We start from the raw sequence: 17,247 nt of genomic DNA on the forward strand, positions 1-17,247 counted from the left end.
CCCCCGCCCCGCCCGGAGGCCATTCCGAAGACAGCCGGGCCCACAGGGTCCGCTAGCCGGCGGCCCTCACGGGCCGGTGCGCCGTAGAGCGGCACGGACCACCCGAGGCTCGTGCCGGCGTCAGGTGCGCTCTCTGCCGCTGCTAAAGCGGCACGGACCACTCGAGGCTCGTGCCGGCGTCAGGAGCGCTGGTGATGGTGCATTCCCCGTCCAGCATGCGGGCGCGGTCCTCCAGGTTGGCCAGTCCCCTGAGTTTCTCCGGTTCGGCGAAACCTGCGCCGTTGTCGGTGATGACTACAGTCACCTTGCCCTTCACCACGCCCACCGACACCGAGATGGCGTCCGCGCCGGAATGCCGGATGGCGTTGCTGAGACCCTCCGAAACCACGGCCACCACATTGTCAGCCTTGTCCGGCGTGACGGCGTCCACCGGGCCGGTAATGATCAGCCGCGGCGCGAACGGCATGGACTTCGCCGACCTGCGGGTGACCCTCCGGATCCGGCCGCTAAGCAGTTCCGTTTCGCCGCTGCTGCTCTTGAGTGAGTAGATGGTGTCGCGCAGGCTCCGGATCGCCTCGTCAAGCTCGCCGGTGATATTGCGGATCCGTTCGGTGGCCAGCTCGTCCTTGGTGAAGCGGGTCAGGCTCTGGACACTCAACCCCGCCGCAAACAGCCGCTGGATCACGAGGTCGTGCAGGTCGCGGGCGATCCTGTCCCGGTCCGTGAATACGAGCAGTTCCTCGCGGAGCCGGTGCACCCGCGCCAGTTCCAGGGCGAGGGCCACATGGGAACCGAAGACTGCCCCCATTTCGATGTCTGTCCGCGCGTAGCGGAGCGCGTCCGGCTCCCGGACCAGCAGCAGGAGCCCGTGATCCGCGCCCTGGGTGCTCAGCGCCACCGCCAGCAGCGGTCCGGTGATCCCGCCGTCGATCTCCCCGAACAGGGCCGAGGCGCTATCGAGGACCACGGGCTCGCCGCCGTCCAGGACACTTTGCAGTACGGGTGAGTCCAGCGCGAGCGACCGCCCGGAGAACTGGGAACTGAGTTTGCCGGCGGCGCCGATGACAACATGGCCGGCGCCGTCTCCGGCGGGCGCCACCAGCAGTGCCAGCTGGGAGGCTGACTCCTGCAATGCCCGGCTTGCGATGGGATCCAGGCCGCCGGAGGTGTAGTCGCGGTCGCTGCTGAGCATCAGTCCCGAGACGTCCATGCACGCTTCCAGCCAGCGTGCGCGGCGGCGGGCATCGTCGTAGAGGCGGGCGTTTTCAATGGCAACCCCCGCGGCGGCCGCCAGGGCCACGGCCAGTCCCTCGTCCTCTGTGGTGAAGTCGGTGCCGTCTTCTTTCTCTGTCAGGTACAGGTTGCCGAAGACAACGTCCCGGACGCGGACGGGGACGCCGAGGAAGGACTTCATAGGTGGGTGGTTCGCCGGGAAGCCGTAGGATTCCGCATGTGTGCGCAGGTCATGGAGCCGGAGCGGGCGGGGGTCGGAAATCAGCAGCCCCAGGACGCCGTGGCCGGTTGGCAGCGGCCCGATCCGGTGCGCCAGCTGTTCGTCGATACCGACTGTGATGAAATGGCTGAGCGCCCGGTCATCACCGATCACACCCAAGGCGCCGAATCGGGCATTGAGCAGCCGGCAGGCAGACTGCACAACGCGTTCCAGGACGGCGTCGAGGCTGAGGTCCTCAGCGACAGCGACGACCGCTTCGAGCAAACCCGCCATTCGCTCCTGGGACTGGAGCAGTTCCTCGGCCCTGGAGACGAAACCCTTGAGCAAACTGTCGATCTTGTGCTGCGGCTCATTTTCGGTCTGGTCCGGACGTTCGTGCATTGAATGCATGCTCATGGCCCCAATTCGATACTACGGACACAACGATCGTCGACACTGACGATGTTCTTGCCAGAATACCCCGTAGCGGCAGCAAAGACCCCAGACGGGGGACCATATTGCCTGGGATTGTGACCTTCTGCCCTACCAAGGCGCCACGGGCTTGGCGTAGGCTCGGCCCCATGAGTACTGATCCGAACGAGGGCGCACACCCCCAGAAGAACCAGCGGCCACATGAAGTTGAGAACCTCGATCACCACGAATGTTGGCGGCTATTACGCAGCGTCTCCGTGGGCCGGCTCGCGGTGTGGGTGGACGACCACCCCGACATCTTCCCGATCAACTACAAGGTGGACCACGGTTCCCTGGTGTTCCGCACGGCGGACGGCACGAAACTCCAGGCTGCCACCGGCGACACCCCGGTGGCCGTGGAGGCCGACGGCGTGGACGCGGACAGCGGCATTGCCTGGAGCGTGGTGATCAAGGGACAGGCCGCACCGGTGCAGAACCAGCAGGAGGTCCTCGACACCGTGGGGCTCCTGCTGTTCCCCTGGCAGGCGGGCAAGAAGGAGCACTTCGTCAGGATCACCCCCGAAACCGTCACCGGGCGCCGGTTCAAGGTGGTCCCGCCGCTGACCTGGTGGACCCCGCTGGACGACGCCACCCGCTCCGGTCTGGAATAACCTCAGCGAAACCGCGATGCGCTATCAGACTGGGCTGCTCTGACCGCCCAGAACAGCAACATCTGACAGCGCATCGGCGGGCTGGCGCGGCCTGCACGCCGGCGGTCAGGCCAGGCGGGTGATTTCCACGCTCACGCTGAGGACGGAGCCGCCGCCGCCGGACAGGATCCCCTTCAGCGGGGGCACATCGCGGTAGTCACGGCCCCTGGCGACGGTGACGTGGAAGTCGCCCGCCGGTTTGTGGTTGGTGGGGTCCCAGCTGCGCCATTCGCCGTCCCACCATTCCAGCCAGGCGTGTGACTGCCCGGCGACCGTCTCGCCGAGGTCCGCCGTCGACCGCGGGTGCAGGTAACCGGACACATAGCGGGCCGGGATGCCCCGGCTGCGCAGCGCGCCGATGGCGAGGTGCGCCAGGTCCTGGCAGACGCCCTGGCGCTGGTTCCAGGCTTCCTCGGCGTTGGTGGTGACGCCGGTGGAGCCCTTCATATAGGTCATTTCGCCGCGCATCCACTCAAAGACCGCCATGGCGGCCTCATGCGGGTTGCGCCCCGCGACGACGCCGGGAATGATCCCGAGCACTTCGGTGCCCGGCCCGGTGAGCTGCGACTGCGGAATCCAGTCGCTGAACTTGTTGAGGGTTTCCGGGGCGTCGAGGACGTCCCATCCGACAATGTCCGCCTCCGCCGGGATCCGTTCCGCCCGGTGCACCTCGACGGTGGTGGTCGTCAGGACCTCGAGGTACTCGTGCGGCATCTGCATGTCGAAGCCCGTGACGCGGGTCCCCCAGTAGTCCCGGTAGCTGCTCAGGGCTGCCTGCGACGGCGAGACTTTCAGGGAAGACTCCAGGACCACCTGCTGGGGATCCGTCAGCGGCGTCATGCGGGCCTCGTTGTAGGAGAGGGTGACGCGCTTGTTGTACTTGTACGCCGTCTTGTGAATGATGCTCAGCCGGGTCATGAAACTTCTCCCACCCAGGCCAGTTCATCTGCCTGATTGAAGTACTTACGGGAAATGGCGTCCGAGGCCTGCGAGACGGCCTTCTGCACGCGTTCCATGTGCTCCGGCAGTTCGGACATCAGGTCGTCGGTGCGGTGGAACTCGAGGAAGGTGCGGGCCTGCCCGACGATCCGGCGGGCGTCGTTGATGAACCCGACGCGCTGGGCCGAGGGGTCCAGCATGGCGAGGCACTCGTCGGCATCCCGCAGCGCGTACACAATGGACCGCGGGAACAACCGGTCCAGCAGCAGGAACTCGGCGGCGTGCTGGTCCCCGAAGGCCGCGCGGCGGGTCCGCAGGAACGATTCGTACGCGCCGGCGCAGCGGAGCATGTTCACCCAGGACATGCCGGCGGAGAGCACGTCCCGGGTGGAGAGCATCCGGGCGGTCATGTCGGCGCGTTCCAGCGAGCGGCCCAGGACCAGGAACTGCCAGCTCTCGTCGTGGCTCACCGTGGTGTCCGCGAGGCCGCTGACCATGGCCGTTCGCTCCAGCACCCAGTTGCAGAAACGGTAGGTGCCGACGACGTCCTTGCGGTGCTGGTTCAGGCCGTAGTACGTCGTGTTGAGGCTTTCCCAGAGCCCGGATGATACGGTCTCGCGGGCCCGGCGGGCGTTCTCCCGCGCCGCACCGAGGGAACCGGCGATGGACGTGGCGCTCTGCTTGTCGTAGGCGAGGGCGTTGAGCAGTTCGGGGAGGCCGAAATCCTCGCTCTGCGCCCGGGCGCCCATGACGGCCAGGAGTTCCTGCGCCACGCTGCGCTGTTCCTCCATCGGCAGGTGGTTGAGCCGCTCCAGGTGGACATCGAGGATGCGGGCGGTGCCGTCAGCCCGTTCCACATAGCGGCCGATCCAAAACAGTGACTCGGCGATCCGGCTAAGCATTCGCGGTTACCTCCAGCGCATGGGAAATCTGAAAAAAGCCTGTCAGCGGATAAGTGCAGGATGTCACGCCGCGGCTCATTGCTGCTGCTCCTTCTGGCTGTCGCGCCAGTTGCTTTCCACAGGCCAGACAGAGACGCGTTCGCGGACCGTGATGGCCGGACGCGGAAGGGCTTCCACGGGGACCTGCGGGGAGTCTGCCAGGACCCAGGTGTCCTTGGAGCCGCCGCCTTGGCTGGAGTTTACGATCAGTGAGCCTTCCTTGAGCGCCACCCGGGTCAGGCCTCCGGGCAGGACCCAGACTTTATCGCCGTCGTTGACCGCGAAGGGGCGCAGGTCCACGTGCCGGGGGCCGAACCTGTCGCCGCTGAGCGTGGGAACGGTGGACAGTTGCAGGACCGGCTGCGCGATCCAGCCGCGGGGGTCCGCGATGACGCGCTTGCGGAGGGCCTCGAGCTCGTCCTTGGACGCATCGGGGCCAATCACCAGGCCCTTCCCACCGGAACCGTCCACGGGCTTGACCACGAGTTCGGCCAGGCGGTCCAGGACCTCTTCCCGGGCCTCTTTTTCTTCCAGCCGGAAGGTGTCCACGTTGGCGATTACGGGTTCTTCGTTGAGATAATAGCGGATCAGGTCCGGGACGTAGCTGTAGACCAGCTTGTCGTCGGCGACGCCATTGCCCACGGCATTCGCGATGGTGACTCCCCCGGCCCGGGCGGCGTTGACCAGGCCCGGGCAGCCGAGCATGGAGTCGGCGCGGAACTGCAGCGGATCCAGGAACTCGTCGTCGATGCGTTTGTAGATCACGTCCACACGCTGTTCCCCGGCAGTGGTGCGCATGTAGACGCGGTTGCCGCGGCAGATGAGGTCGCGCCCTTCGACGAGTTCCACGCCCATCAGGCCGGCGAGCAGGGTGTGCTCGAAGTAGGCGCTGTTGAAGACGCCAGGGGTCAGGACCACCACGGTGGGGTCGTCGACGCCGGACGGTGCGGTCTTGCGCAGGGCGGACAGCAGCCGGCGGGGGTACTCCTCGACCGGCCGGATGAGCTGCTGGCCGAAGGCCTCGGGCAGGCCCTTGGCCATCGCCCGGCGGTTCTCCAGGACGTAGCTGACGCCGGAGGGGACGCGGACGTTGTCCTCCAGGACGCGGAAAGTCCCCGCGGCGTCGCGGACGACGTCGATGCCGGAAATATGGACGCGGACGCCCCCGGCCGGCTCGAAGCCGTGGACCTGGCGGTGGAAGTGGGCGCTGGTGGTGACCAGCTGGCGCGGGATGACGCCATCGGTCACCACCGTCATCTTGTCGTAGACATCGTTGAGGAACGCCTCAAGCGCCCGGACACGCTGCGCCACGCCTTTTTCCAGCACTGTCCACTCGTCGGCCGGGATAACCCGGGGCACGATATCGAGCGGGAAGGGCCGTTCCTCACCGGCGAAGTCGAAGGTCACGCCGCGGTCCAGGAAGGTCCGGGCCATCGAGTCGGCGCGGGCTGTGACATCAGCAAGCGAGAGTTCACGCAGCGCCCCGGCAACCTGCCCGTAAGACTTCCGGGCTTGTTGCCCGGGGGTAAACATCTCGTCGTAGGCGCCGGTGCGTTCGGCGGCCACGGAGTAATCCTGGAATAGGTCAGACATGGTCACTAGACAATCACCTTTTTGTTGCGAAATCATTTCGGAGCCCCCCCTGCAGCGTGGCGCCTGGCAGCACCACCGCGGCGGTGACGGCTTTTCCGGGCGGTTGCGGCAAGGTAGTGGCGTGCCCCTGTTAACTCTCAAGCCGCTGCCGGGCCTGCTGCCTGGCCTGCTGGCCGCCGCAGCAGCCGTCGTGCTGGCCCTTGCCCTCCACTCCCTGGTTCCTGTGCTCCCGGCCATGACGCTGGCGGTGGCATCCGGGCTCCTCGCCGCCAATGTCCCGGGGCTGGCCGGCTGGACCGCAGGGCCGGGCCGGGCGGGCCTGGATTTCGCCGGCAAGCACCTGATGCGCGCCGGAATCGTGGTGCTGGGCCTGAAGGTCAGTCTCGTGGATGTGCTCGGTCTCGGCTGGGCCGCGCTGCTGCTGATCACCGCAGTGGTCCTGGCCGCTTTCGCCGGAACGTACTGCATCAGCAGGCTTTTCCGCCTGCCGCCGCCGATCTCGCTGCTGATTGCGACCGGCTTTTCCATTTGCGGGGCCTCGGCTATCGGGGCGATGGCCGCGGTGCGCCGGATCCGGCAGCCCGACACCGTGCTCCCGGTGGCTCTCGTGACACTGTGCGGCACCCTCGCCATCGGTGTGCTGCCGCTGCTCATCCGCCCGCTGGGGCTCAGCCCCGAAGTTTTTGGTGCCTGGGCCGGGGCCTCCGTCCACGACGTCGGACAGGTGGTGGCCACCGCGCAGACCGCGGGGGCAACGGCGCTGGCGGTCGCCGTCGTCGTGAAACTCACCCGGGTGATCCTGCTGGCGCCCATCGTCGCCGCGGCAGCGCTGCACCACCGCAGCAGCGCCGATGCCGGCGACGGACTGAAGCGGCCGCCCCTCGTCCCGTTGTTCGTGCTCGGCTTCGTCGCGCTGGCAGCCCTGCGCACCACCGGCTGGCTCTCCCCCGCTGTCCTCGACGCCGCTGCCGTGCTGCAGGACATTCTGCTGGGGATGGCGCTGTTCGGCCTCGGCTCGGCGGTACGGGTAGGCCAGCTGCTGCACACCGGAGCGCGCGCCCTCCTGGCGGCGCTCGCGTCCTGGCTGCTGATCGCCGGGCTGGGGCTGGGCGCCGCGTTCCTCATGATTAGATAGCGGGGTGTCGAACCAGAACCTGCGCCGCGATGAAGCCGCTACCCGCTCAGCCCTGATCACCACCCACAGCTACGACGTCTCCGTTGACGTCCGGCAGGCGGCGGATCCGGAGGTCGCCGGTTACACAAGCCGCAGCGTCATCAATTTCTCCGCCAGTGAACCCGGGTCCTCGACGTTCCTGGACTTCATCAGCAGCGAGGTGCACAGCGTCTTTCTCAACGGCACGGAACTCGCCGTCGCCGACGTCGTGGACGGTTCCCGGATCCGGCTCCACGGGCTTCAGGCGGAGAACCAAGTCACGGTCACGGGCACCGCGCTGTACAGCACTTCCGGGGAAGGCATGCACCGCTTCTTCGACCCCGCCGACGGCCAGTGCTACCTGTACACCCAGTACGAGCCCGCCGACGCCCGCCGGGTCTTCGCCAATTTCGAACAGCCCGACCTCAAAGCGGAATTCACCTTCCACGTCATGGCACCGTCGGACTGGCAGGTGGCCTCCAACGGCGTCGAAACCCGGCGCACGCTCCTCACCAGCGACCCGGACACGAGCCGCTGGGACTTTGCCCCCACCAAGGCCATGTCCACCTACATCACGACGTTGCTGGCCGGCCCGTACTTCAAGGCCGAGGACTCCTGGGGCACGACGCTCGAGGACGGCACCCGGCTGGAGGTCCCGCTGGCCCTCTACTGCCGCGCCTCGATGGCGCCCTCCTTCGACCCCGACGCACTCTTCACCCTCACCCGGAACGGCCTGGACTTCTTCAACGAACTCTTCGACTTCCCCTACCCGTGGGGGAAATACGACCAGGCGTTCGTGCCCGAGTACAACCTCGGCGCCATGGAGAACCCCGGTCTGGTGACCTTCACGGAAAGCTATGTCTTCAGCTCCCGCGCCGCCGATTCGCAGTACCAGGCCCGCGCCAATACGCTGCTGCACGAGATGGCCCACATGTGGTTCGGCGACCTCGTCACCATGCAGTGGTGGGACGATCTGTGGCTCAAGGAATCCTTCGCGGACTACATGGGGACCCTTGGCGTGGACCGCACCACGGGCTGGGCCACGGCATGGGTCAACTTCGCCAACAACCGCAAGGCCTGGGCCTACGTGCAGGACCAGCTGCCGACAACGCACCCGATCGTCGCTGACATTCCCGATCTTGAGGCCGCCAAACAGAACTTCGACGGCATCACGTACGCCAAGGGCGCTTCGGTCCTCAAACAGCTCGTCGCCTACGTGGGGTTCGAGGCCTTCGTTGCCGGCTCGCGCCAGTACTTCAAGGACCACGCCTACGGCAACACCACCCTGGCTGACCTGTTGGCCGCGCTCAGCGCCGCCTCCGGCCGGGACCTCGCGGACTGGGCCCGGCAGTGGCTGCAGACCTCCGGCATCTCCACCCTCAGCAGCGAGATCCAGGAGCGCGACGGCGTCCTCGGCACGGTCATCATCATCCAGGACGCCGAGGACCCGACGACGGGCAGGCAGGAGCCGCGGCCGCACCGGCTGCGGATCGGCCTCTACGAGCACGTCGCCGGGGCCCTGGTCCGCACCGACAGCATCGAGACCGACATCAGCCGGGCCCGGACCGAGGTGGCCGCCCTGTCCGGCAAGGCCCGGCCTGCCCTGATGCTGGTCAACGACGATGACCTCAGCTACGTCAAGGTCCGGCTGGACCCCCGCTCCGAAGCCACCGTGCGGGACTCCCTGGGCGCGCTCAGCGATCCGATGGCGCGGGCCCTCTGCTGGACTGCACTCTGGGATTCGGCCCGGGACGCCGCCACGCCGGCGGCCCGGTACGTCGAAGCCGTCCAGCGTTTCGGTCCCACGGAATCTGGCATCGGTGTGCTGCTGAACGTCTTGGGCAACGCGTCCACCGCGATCGAACGATACGTCCCCGAGGCCGGGAGGGCCGACGTCCGCCTTGGCTTTCTGACTCTCGCGGCCGACGAGCTCCACCGGGCCGCACCGGGCTCCGACCAGCAGCTCGCGTGGGCGCGCACGGTCGCCGCGAGCAGCCGCTTCGACGGCAGCCAGCTGGACTTGCTCCGCGGCATCCTGGACGGCAGCACCGTCATTGCGGGCCTGTCCGTGGACGCCGAGCTCCGCTGGAACTTCTGGCACGCCCTTGCCGCCAACGGGAAGGCCACCGTTGCGGAGCTCGACGCGGAGCTGCTCCGGGACAACACCGCGGCCGGCAAATCCGGGCATGCCACCGCCCTCGCTGCCCGCCCCGATCCGGTCGTCAAGGAAGCAGCCTGGCAGGAGGCGGTGCACGGCACCTCGCTGTCCAACCAGCTGCTCAGCGCCACGATCGCCGGTTTCAACACGGGACCGGCCCCGCTGCTGCGTGGATTCATTGACCCCTATTTTGAGTGCCTGGAAGAGGTGTGGGCCGGGCGGAGCATCGAAATCGCCAGCCGGATCGTCCGCGGACTCTACCCGGCCGGACAGGATCTGCACGGCGGCAGCCCGGAGACGCATCCCGTGATCGTACGGACGGACCACTGGCTGGCCGGACATCCGGAGGCCCCGCGGGCGCTGCGCCGGATCATCATCGAACAGCGCAGCCACCTGCACCGTGCCCTCAAGGCCCAGGCCCTGTAGACGGCTTAGGGCACCCGGTGCAGCCACTCCGGCGTGCCGAACTTGGCCGCAACCCGGTGGTGGGCGGCCGCGAGTTCAGCCTCGGTCAGCTCCGAGGGCGTCGCCGCATAGCGTTCAGCGAAGACCTCCATCATGGCCGCAACGATCTCGGCCCGGGCCAGGCCGGTCTGGCGCCGCAGCGGATCCACCCGCTTCTTAGCGCTCCGGGTGCCCTTGTCGGAGAGCTTCTCCTTGCCGATCCGCAGGACCTCCACCATCTTGTCCGCGTCGATGTCGTAACTCATGGTCACGTGGTGCAGCATGCCGCCGTTCGCGAGCCGCTTCTGCGCGGCGCCACCAATCTTCCCCTGCTCCGTGGCGATATCATTGAGCGGCACGTAAAAGGCGTTGATCCCCATCTTCTCGAGGGCCGCCATCACCCAGGCGTCCAGGAAGCCGTAGGAGTCGGTGAAACTGAGGCCATCCACCAGGGTCTGGGGCAGGTACAGCGAATAGGTGATGCAGTTGCCGGCCTCCATGAACATCGCTCCGCCGCCGCTGATCCGGCGGACCACGCTGATGCCGTGGCGTTCGACGCCGGCGGGGTCCAGCTCATTGCGGACGGACTGGAAGCTGCCGATCACCACTGACGGTTCTTCCCAGTCCCAGAACCGCAGGGTCGGGTTGCGGCGCCCCGCGCCGACCTCTTCAGTCAGGACCTCGTCCAGGGCGACGTTCACGTGGGTGGGCAGCACGGAGGGCGCGATGATGTTCCAGTGGTGGTCTGCCCAGCCGGTGGCCTTCGCAAGGGCGCGCCGGACGGTGACCGCCACAGCGTCGGCGGAAAATCCGAACAGGACGGCGCCGGCGGGCAGGGCCGCCGCCACTGCGGCGGAGAGGTCCGCGGCGGTGGCGTCCGCCGGGAGACCCGTGAGCGCCCGGTTGATCAACGGCAGTGCCTCGTCCGGCTCGAGGAAGAAGTCCCCGCTGAGCGAGACGTTTGCGAGCACACCGTCGACGACGTCGAGATCGGCGGCGACGAGTTTTCCACCGGGAACCTTGTACTCCCCGTGGTGGCGGGCGCCGCCGTCGTCAGTGCTGCTGGAGCCGGGGACCGGGGGAAGGGATGTCATGACCTTAATCCTGCCATGCACAGGCCGGGCCGGAGTCGCCGCACGGGGCGGTTCAGCGCAGGACGCAAAAAAGCCCGCACCGTCACCGGTGCGGGCTTTTCCAAAAGACCTTGGGGAGAAGAAGTTACTTCTTGCCGCCGAAGCCCTTGAAGCGAGCGTTGAAGCGCTCGACGCGGCCTGCAGAGTCCATGATGCGCTGCTTGCCCGTGTAGAACGGGTGGGACTCGGAGGAGATTTCGACGTCGATGACCGGGTAGGTGTTCCCGTCTTCCCACTCGATGGTCTTCTTGGAAGACACGGTGGACTTGGTCAGGAACTTGACGCCGGAAGCCAGGTCGTTGAAAACAACAGCTTCGTACTTCGGGTGAGTATCAGACTTCATAATTGGGCCTTTGTTCGCACAACTGGATTTTGCCAGTTGCCAGGTATGAATGGGATGGCCGGCGGAATGCACCGGACGGCCAGCTATCAATCATAGCGGAAACTCTGCGGCCCCGCCGCCTGCCCAGCGGCGCGGTCAGTCGCGTGGGCGCAACTCCCAGAACGCGACGGCGGACGCCGCGGCGACGTTGAGCGAGTCAACGCCGGCACGCATGGGGATCTTTACGGCGAGGTCGACGGCGGCGAGGGTGGCCGCGCTCATCCCGGCGCCCTCGGTGCCGAGCACGAGTGCGAGCTTCTCCGGCCGGCGGGCGGCCAGCTCATCGAGGTCCACGGCGTCGTCCGTGAGCTCCATGGCAGCCACGGTGAAGCCGTGCCCGCGGAGCAGCTGCAGGGCGGCAGGCCAGTCCTCCAGCCGGGCCCAGGGCACCTGGAATACGGTCCCCATGCTGACCCGGACGCTGCGCCGGTACAGCGGATCCCCGCAACGCGGCGAGACGAGGACGGCGTCGACGCCCAGGGCCGCGGCGGAGCGGAAGATCGCGCCGACGTTGGTGTGGTCCACGATGTCCTCCAGGACGGCGACCCGGCGGGCGCCGGCGAGAAGTTCGGGCAGCGGCACGGGTTCCGGCCGCTGCATGGCCGCCATGGCGCCGCGGTGCAGATGGAAGCCGGTGATGTCCTCCAGCAGAGCGGCGGAACCGATGTACGCGGGGACCTCCGGGAACTGCTCAAAGACGTCGGCCAGGTCCTCAAGCCATTTTTCCGCGAGGAAGAAGGAGCGCGGCCGGTGTCCTGCAGCAAGAGCGCGCCGCAGCACCCGGGAGGACTCGGCGATGTACATGCCTTCGGCGGGTTCCCGGAGTTTGCGCAGGTGCACGTCGGTCAGCCGGGTGTAGTCGGAGACCCGGGGGTCGTCGGCGGAGTCAAGGCGGTGCAAGGTCATGGGGAGGCCGTTTCAGCGGGTGATGTCATCGGTCAGTGGAACAGGTCGCCGGAACGGGTCACTTGAACAGGTTGGCGATCATAAAGCCCAGGGCGACGAGGCCCAGGACGAAGATGACGCCGCGCAGGACCACCGGGGACAGCCGGCGGCCGACCTTGGAGCCGACCAGGCCGCCGATCAGCGAGCTCACGGCAATCAGCCCGACGACTGCCCATTCGATCCGGCCGAAGGCGAAGAGCAGGTAGGAGGCCGCGGCCACGACGTTGACGCCCAGAACCAGGATGTTCTTCATGGCGTTGGCGTTCTGGATGGTCCCGGTCATGAAGATGCCCAGGATCCCGACCAGCAGGATGCCCTGCGCCGCGACGAAGTAGCCGCCGTACACGCCCGCAAGGTACACGAGGACCACAAGGATGATGCCGTGGCGGCGGTCCCGGATGGCATGCTCGGGGTTCTGCTCCCGGTTCCGGACCCACTGCTGCAGCCGGGGCTGGAAGGCCACCATCAGGAGTGCGAGCACGATCAGGATGGGGGCGGCGTAGTAGAAGACCTTCTCGGGGAGGTGCAGCAGCAGGTAAGCCCCGGTGATGCCACCCAGGAGCGAGGCGGGCAGCAGCTTGAGCAGCTGGTTGCCGCGACCTTTCAGTTCCTTGCGGTAGCCCCAGGCGCCGGCGGCGTTCCCGGCGACCAGGCCCATCGCGTTGCTGATGGACGCGGTGACCGGCGCATAGCCGAGGGCGATCAGCACCGGGAAGGTCACCAGGGTGCCGGAACCGACAACACTGTTGATGGTGCCAGCCCACAGCCCGGCGAAGAAAATGAGGACGCTATTGAGGAACTCCACGTGCGGTCAGCGGCCCGCTCAGCGGCGCGCGGTGGCCGTGTACCGGCCGGCGGTGACGCTGACATCCAGGGGCAGCCCAAAGGTCTCGCTCAGGTTCCCGGCGGTGAGGACACCTTCGATCGGGCCCTGGGCCACCACGCCGCCGTCGCGCAGCAGCATGGCGTGGGTGAAGCCCGGCGGCACCTCTTCGAGGTGGTGGGTGACCAGGACGATGGCCGGGGCGGCCTCGTCGCGGGCCAGCTCACTGAGCCGGAAGACGAGGTCCTCGCGGCCGGCCAGATCCAGACCGGCGGCGGGTTCGTCGAGGAGCAGGAGTTCCGGGTCCGTCATGAGTGCCCGGGCGATCTGGACGCGCTTGCGCTCCCCTTCGGAGAGCGAGGAGAACGTCCGGTTGAGCAGCGGGCCCATGCCCCATTCATTGAGCAGGGCGAAGGCGCGGCGTTCGTCGTCCTTTTCGTAACCCTCGCGCCAACGCCCGGTCACGCCGTACGCGGCCGTCACGACGACGTTGAGGACCTTCTCGTGTTCCGGGATCTGGTTGGCCAGCGCGGCCGAGGACAAGCCAATCCGGGGCCGGAGTTCGAAGACGTCGACGGCGCCAAGGATCTCCTCGAGGATGCCCGCCATCCCGCTGGTGGGGTGGATCCGCGCGGCTGCCAGCTGCAGCAGTGTGGTCTTGCCGGCGCCGTTGGGGCCCAGGATCACCCAACGCTCGCCTTCCTTGACCTGCCAGTCGACCTTGTTCAGGAGCGTTTTTGCCCCACGTACAACGCTGACGGCGGCCATTTCAAGAACATCACTCATAGGAGTAGACACTAGGACAAAACAGTGGGCGACTGATAACCGGAACGCCGCGCCCGTGCCGGGTGCGCGCTGAACGGCCGCCGGTGCGTCACCGGAGCGCAACGAATTCGGGGCCTCCTTTGCCGGATCGCTAGGATTGCAGCCATGACCCTGAACGTAACAGCAGTGAGCTATGCCCCGAAACTGACCCTTGCCGAGGTGCAGCAGCTCCGGTCGCTGCTCGACGCAGCGGGACTGGCGCTGGAGGCAGAAACCCGCACGGGAGACGCCCGCTTCGAGGTCTACACCGCTGACGGCAGCTTTGACCCGGATTCCACCCCGGATCACGCGGCGGGGCTGGCCGAACTGCGCCGGAGGGCGGCAGCCCAAAGCCCGGCCGGAGTGGACACGGCAATTGTCCCGGCCTCCCTGCGCAGTGCGCAGCGGAAGTTCCTCATTATGGACGTGGACTCCACCCTGATTCAGCAGGAAGTGATCGAGCTCCTGGCCGCCTATGCGGGCAAGCGTGAAGAGGTGACCGCCGTGACAGAGGCCGCCATGCGCGGGGAGCTGGACTTCGCCCAGAGCCTGCATGCGCGGGTGGCGGTGCTCGCCGGGCTGCCGGCCGACGTCGTCGACTCAGTCCGCGCCGAAGTGACATTGAGCCTCGGGGCGGCGGAGCTCGTGGCCGCCTTCCAGGCGGCCGGGCATGTGGTGGCCGTCGTCTCCGGCGGCTTTAACCAGATCCTGCGCCCCATCGCGGAGGGCCTGGGACTCAAGTACTGGGTCGCCAACGAACTTGAAATCGTCGACGGCGCACTGACCGGAAAGGTCATCGGCGAGGTCATTGACCGGGCGGCGAAGGAGAAGTACCTGCGCGAGTGGGCCGCCAGGGAAGGCATCCCGATGGAGCACACGATTGCTGTGGGCGACGGCGCCAACGATCTGGACATGCTCGGCGCGGCGGGGATCGGCGTGGCGTTCAACGCCAAGCCTGCTGTCCGCGCAGTCGCGGATGCCGCGGTCAACCTGCCGTACCTCGACGCCGTCCGGTACATCGCCGGCGTCTGAGGCGACGGCAAGAACGGAAGGCCGGGGCAACCGCCCCGGCCTTCCGTGTGTTCCGTCGATAACGCTGGTGCCTAGTTGTTGCTCTTGTCAAAGTAGTCGGCTCCGCCGACGTATTCGGTGTGGCCGCTCTCGACGTCGGCGGTGACCATCTTGGCGACTTCCGCGGCGAACTCCTTGACCGAGTACAAGCGTCCGGCCTCGGCGCGGCGGGCCTCGATGGCGCCCGGGTTGGAGCGGTCCAGCAGGGTGGCGGTGACGGTGCCCTCAATCATGTCTCCGGAGACGACGACGAGGGAGATGCCCTTCTCGGCCAGGTTCGGGATGAGTTCGCGGAGTGCGTCCTCCCCGGCGCGCTTGCTGCGTGCCACCGGTTCGTAGTTCTCCATGGTGGGCACCGTGTTGATGAAGTGGGCCTGGTGGCTCGTCACGAAGACCACCCGGGAGCCCTCGGGCATCAGCGGCACGGCAGCGTTGAGCATGTTCACCTGGGCGTCGCGGTTGAGCTTGAGGGCGTAGTCCTCCGCCATGCCGGATTCCATCCCGCCGGAGGCGTTGAGGACCAGGACGTCAAGGGAGCCGAAGTTCTCCATCGCGGCGCTGGCCAGGGCCTGGACGCCTTCCTGGGTGGTGAGGTCGGCCCCGACGGCAGCGGCACGGCCGCCGGCAGCCTCGATCTCCGCAACAACTTTGTTGGCGCGGGGTGCCTTCTGACGGTAGTTGACGACGACGGCGGCGCCCTCGGCGGCGAGGAAATTGGCGACTTCAGCGCCGATGCCCCTCGATGAACCGGTCACGATTGCGGTCTTGTTGTCCAGCAGTCCCATACGAGCTCCTTTGTTCCAAACGTCCAAAAACGGTGGGTCTGCAGTCCATCATGCCAGCGGCGCAGTGGTTTTCCGTTGTTCGGGTTCCACAAAGAAGCCGCGGCAGCCTAGTGACGGCCCGGCCAGCGGGGGTAGGCTCGCCGGCGTGGAAGGTCCGCGCGGCAGGCGCCGTGAGGCTGTGCATCAGCAGACCCGGTGCCGCGGGGCGTGAGCGAGGAATCCACCCCGGATGGTGCACCATCTTGAGCTTCACAGCGGAGAGGAGCTCGACTCCGAGGTTGCCGAGTGGCTGCGTGATGCCCGAGCAGCAGCGGGCTGACGCGGGTTCCGGGTGCCGGCGGCGGGTGCCCGGTTGAGGGTGGCGGGCGTCAAAGCATGGCGGACGGACTGATGCTGTCCGCCCGCCCGGGGGCGTCTTTTGCTACGTGTGCTCGATCCTGATTTTTTTGGCCGTGGTGTCCGGGGCCGTCACGGGGGCAGGCGCGCGCACCTCAAGTACACCGTCCTTGTAGGTGGCGGTGATGTCCTCTTCCTTGGCACCGGGCGGCAGCGCAATACTGCGCGTGAAAGAGCCATAGCGGAACTCCGAGCGGTAGCCGTCCTTGCTTTTGTGCTCGGATTTCTCTTCGCGTTCCGCCCTGATGTGAAGCATGCCCTCGCTGACCGAGACGTCGACGTCCTTGTCCGGATCGATCCCCGGAACCTCAGCGCGCACCACCAAAGTGGTGCCGTCGACAAACTGCTCTACTTTGATGGACGGTGTCATTGTCAGGTCGCCGTCGAGGAAACGCTTGATCGGCTCCAGCACGTCCGACGGCACCCACTTGTTAAGTTCAGCCATGATTGTCCTCCGGGATCCATGCCCCTGCCTTGGCGCGGTCTGGGGCTGTAGCCCCATTACACACCCGGGAGTCGTTGGCGCTAAGGGCAAAAGGTCCCATCGTGGCCTGACCGCTGACGGCTGACCGCCATTGGTCCGTTGCGGGTGGCTGGAAACATTTCCAGCAGAAGACCAAGAAAGCGCATAGCTGCCGCTCTGGGGGGCTATGCCCGCGCCCCCAGGCACCACGAGCGGGATTCGACGTCGGCACCGCTTCTGCATTCTTGCCCTTCGTAGAGCCGGTGTGGGGTATGGGAGAAGCCCAAAGCCCGGACAACCGTGGTCCGGAGAACTGCGGCGTGGCGAACCCTGGTGTGGAGATTCGCCCCTTCCCCGGTTGGTGGCCGGGGTGGTCGTCGGTTGCGGTGTCGTATTGCCACCGAGCCTGTGCCGCTAAATTGTCGGAGGCTCCCTCTATTCTGAAAGTGTGGATAGCCGGACAGTGTGGAGTGCGGACAGCAGGGCGGCTTTTGAGGCCGTCGCGGCGTCGGTTGCTGCGCTTGCTGCGTTCGCCGGCACCGGGGCGGACCGTGATTTTGATGCGTTTCGGGGTGTGGATCCGGTGCGGGATCTGGCCGATGATTGCCTGGATGGTTTGGCGGGGGTGGCGCGGCTGGAGGCGAGTGCGGCGGCGTTGAAGGTG

At 67.1% G+C, this 17,247-nt stretch carries 15 protein-coding genes and 1 pseudogene; 5 read left to right on the forward strand and 11 right to left on the reverse strand.

The features are described from left to right. Positions 1–142 precede the first annotated feature (142 nt). On the reverse strand, positions 143–1,849 hold the full coding sequence (locus BJQ90_RS21040) for a GAF domain-containing protein (RefSeq protein WP_413463729.1): 1,707 nt from the start codon (positions 1,847–1,849) through the stop codon (positions 143–145). A gap of 164 nt (positions 1,850–2,013) precedes the next feature. On the opposite strand from BJQ90_RS21040, the gene BJQ90_RS21045 reads away from it, so the two are divergent. Continuing rightward, the gene (locus BJQ90_RS21045) at positions 2,014–2,514 is read left to right on the forward strand and encodes a pyridoxamine 5'-phosphate oxidase family protein (protein ID WP_226762127.1); all 501 of its coding nucleotides are present in this window, start codon (positions 2,014–2,016) and stop codon (positions 2,512–2,514) included. Positions 2,515–2,619: 105 nt separating this feature from the next. Here BJQ90_RS21045 and BJQ90_RS21050 read toward each other — a convergent pair whose 3' ends face one another. From BJQ90_RS21050 to BJQ90_RS21060, 3 genes are all read right to left on the reverse strand, one after another. Next, positions 2,620–3,471, reverse strand: coding sequence for a transglutaminase family protein (locus BJQ90_RS21050; RefSeq protein ID WP_226762128.1), 852 nt, complete (start codon positions 3,469–3,471; stop codon positions 2,620–2,622). Continuing rightward, the gene (locus BJQ90_RS21055) at positions 3,468–4,394 is read right to left on the reverse strand and encodes an alpha-E domain-containing protein (RefSeq protein WP_226762129.1); all 927 of its coding nucleotides are present in this window, start codon (positions 4,392–4,394) and stop codon (positions 3,468–3,470) included. Before BJQ90_RS21055 ends, BJQ90_RS21050 begins: the two co-directional genes overlap by 4 nt. 75 nt (positions 4,395–4,469) lie before the next feature. Next, complete coding sequence (locus BJQ90_RS21060; protein ID WP_226762130.1) at positions 4,470–6,026, reverse strand: circularly permuted type 2 ATP-grasp protein; 1,557 nt, start codon at positions 6,024–6,026, stop codon at positions 4,470–4,472. A gap of 121 nt (positions 6,027–6,147) precedes the next feature. On the opposite strand from BJQ90_RS21060, the gene BJQ90_RS21065 reads away from it, so the two are divergent. Both BJQ90_RS21065 and pepN read left to right on the forward strand, forming a co-directional pair. Further along, the gene (locus BJQ90_RS21065; protein WP_226762131.1) at positions 6,148–7,161 is read left to right on the forward strand and encodes a YeiH family protein; all 1,014 of its coding nucleotides are present in this window, start codon (positions 6,148–6,150) and stop codon (positions 7,159–7,161) included. Positions 7,162–7,165: 4 nt separating this feature from the next. Further along, positions 7,166–9,763 (forward strand): aminopeptidase N, encoded by a 2,598-nt coding sequence (gene pepN / locus BJQ90_RS21070; protein WP_226762132.1) that lies wholly within the window; start codon positions 7,166–7,168, stop codon positions 9,761–9,763. Between the two features lie 5 nt (positions 9,764–9,768). Here the strand turns inward: pepN and BJQ90_RS21075 are convergent, their stop codons facing one another. The 5 genes from BJQ90_RS21075 to BJQ90_RS21095 form a co-directional block, all read right to left on the reverse strand. Then, the gene (locus tag BJQ90_RS21075) at positions 9,769–10,875 is read right to left on the reverse strand and encodes a biotin/lipoate A/B protein ligase family protein (RefSeq protein ID WP_226762133.1); all 1,107 of its coding nucleotides are present in this window, start codon (positions 10,873–10,875) and stop codon (positions 9,769–9,771) included. A 124-nt stretch (positions 10,876–10,999) separates the two neighbouring features. Beyond that, the gene (locus tag BJQ90_RS21080) at positions 11,000–11,257 is read right to left on the reverse strand and encodes a type B 50S ribosomal protein L31 (protein WP_024365679.1); all 258 of its coding nucleotides are present in this window, start codon (positions 11,255–11,257) and stop codon (positions 11,000–11,002) included. A gap of 135 nt (positions 11,258–11,392) precedes the next feature. Continuing rightward, positions 11,393–12,202 carry a TrmH family RNA methyltransferase gene (locus BJQ90_RS21085; protein WP_226762134.1) on the reverse strand — a complete coding sequence of 270 codons (810 nt, stop codon included), beginning with the start codon at positions 12,200–12,202 and terminating at the stop codon, positions 11,393–11,395. A gap of 58 nt (positions 12,203–12,260) precedes the next feature. Then, complete coding sequence (locus BJQ90_RS21090) at positions 12,261–13,046, reverse strand: sulfite exporter TauE/SafE family protein (RefSeq protein WP_226762135.1); 786 nt, start codon at positions 13,044–13,046, stop codon at positions 12,261–12,263. Positions 13,047–13,064: 18 nt separating this feature from the next. Continuing rightward, positions 13,065–13,850 carry an ABC transporter ATP-binding protein gene (locus BJQ90_RS21095; protein WP_226762136.1) on the reverse strand — a complete coding sequence of 262 codons (786 nt, stop codon included), beginning with the start codon at positions 13,848–13,850 and terminating at the stop codon, positions 13,065–13,067. 144 nt (positions 13,851–13,994) lie between these two features. Between BJQ90_RS21095 and serB the strand changes: the two genes are divergently transcribed. Further along, positions 13,995–14,900: a phosphoserine phosphatase SerB gene (gene serB / locus BJQ90_RS21100; RefSeq protein ID WP_226762137.1), complete on the forward strand. Its 906-nt coding sequence runs from the start codon at positions 13,995–13,997 to the stop codon at positions 14,898–14,900. Between the two features lie 71 nt (positions 14,901–14,971). Here the strand turns inward: serB and BJQ90_RS21105 are convergent, their stop codons facing one another. Next, positions 14,972–15,724, reverse strand: a complete 753-nt coding sequence (locus BJQ90_RS21105) for an SDR family oxidoreductase (RefSeq protein WP_226762138.1) — start codon at positions 15,722–15,724, stop codon at positions 14,972–14,974. A gap of 421 nt (positions 15,725–16,145) precedes the next feature. Beyond that, positions 16,146–16,565, reverse strand: a complete 420-nt coding sequence (locus BJQ90_RS21110; protein WP_226762139.1) for an Hsp20/alpha crystallin family protein — start codon at positions 16,563–16,565, stop codon at positions 16,146–16,148. A gap of 466 nt (positions 16,566–17,031) precedes the next feature. Here BJQ90_RS21110 and BJQ90_RS21115 point away from each other — a divergent pair. After that, positions 17,032–17,247, forward strand: a pseudogene (locus BJQ90_RS21115) (endonuclease); the annotation flags it as partial.

Origin of the sequence: Arthrobacter sp. SO3 (genome assembly GCF_020532825.1) — a bacterium.
In the GTDB taxonomy this organism is placed as follows: Bacteria; Actinomycetota; Actinomycetes; order Actinomycetales; family Micrococcaceae; genus Arthrobacter.

Coding starts and splice junctions, on each gene's coding strand:
- BJQ90_RS21050 (WP_226762128.1), bottom strand. CDS start 3,471: ATGACCCGGCTGAGCATCATTCACAAGACGGCGTACAAGTACAACAAG.
- BJQ90_RS21095 (WP_226762136.1), bottom strand. CDS start 13,850: ATGAGTGATGTTCTTGAAATGGCCGCCGTCAGCGTTGTACGTGGGGCA.
- BJQ90_RS21110 (WP_226762139.1), bottom strand. CDS start 16,565: ATGGCTGAACTTAACAAGTGGGTGCCGTCGGACGTGCTGGAGCCGATC.
- BJQ90_RS21055 (WP_226762129.1), bottom strand. CDS start 4,394: ATGCTTAGCCGGATCGCCGAGTCACTGTTTTGGATCGGCCGCTATGTG.
- BJQ90_RS21040 (WP_413463729.1), bottom strand. CDS start 1,849: ATGAGCATGCATTCAATGCACGAACGTCCGGACCAGACCGAAAATGAG.
- BJQ90_RS21105 (WP_226762138.1), bottom strand. CDS start 15,724: ATGGGACTGCTGGACAACAAGACCGCAATCGTGACCGGTTCATCGAGG.
- BJQ90_RS21060 (WP_226762130.1), bottom strand. CDS start 6,026: ATGTCTGACCTATTCCAGGATTACTCCGTGGCCGCCGAACGCACCGGC.
- BJQ90_RS21045 (WP_226762127.1), top strand. CDS start 2,014: ATGAGTACTGATCCGAACGAGGGCGCACACCCCCAGAAGAACCAGCGG.
- BJQ90_RS21085 (WP_226762134.1), bottom strand. CDS start 12,202: ATGACCTTGCACCGCCTTGACTCCGCCGACGACCCCCGGGTCTCCGAC.
- BJQ90_RS21080 (WP_024365679.1), bottom strand. CDS start 11,257: ATGAAGTCTGATACTCACCCGAAGTACGAAGCTGTTGTTTTCAACGAC.
- serB (WP_226762137.1), top strand. CDS start 13,995: ATGACCCTGAACGTAACAGCAGTGAGCTATGCCCCGAAACTGACCCTT.
- BJQ90_RS21075 (WP_226762133.1), bottom strand. CDS start 10,875: ATGACATCCCTTCCCCCGGTCCCCGGCTCCAGCAGCACTGACGACGGC.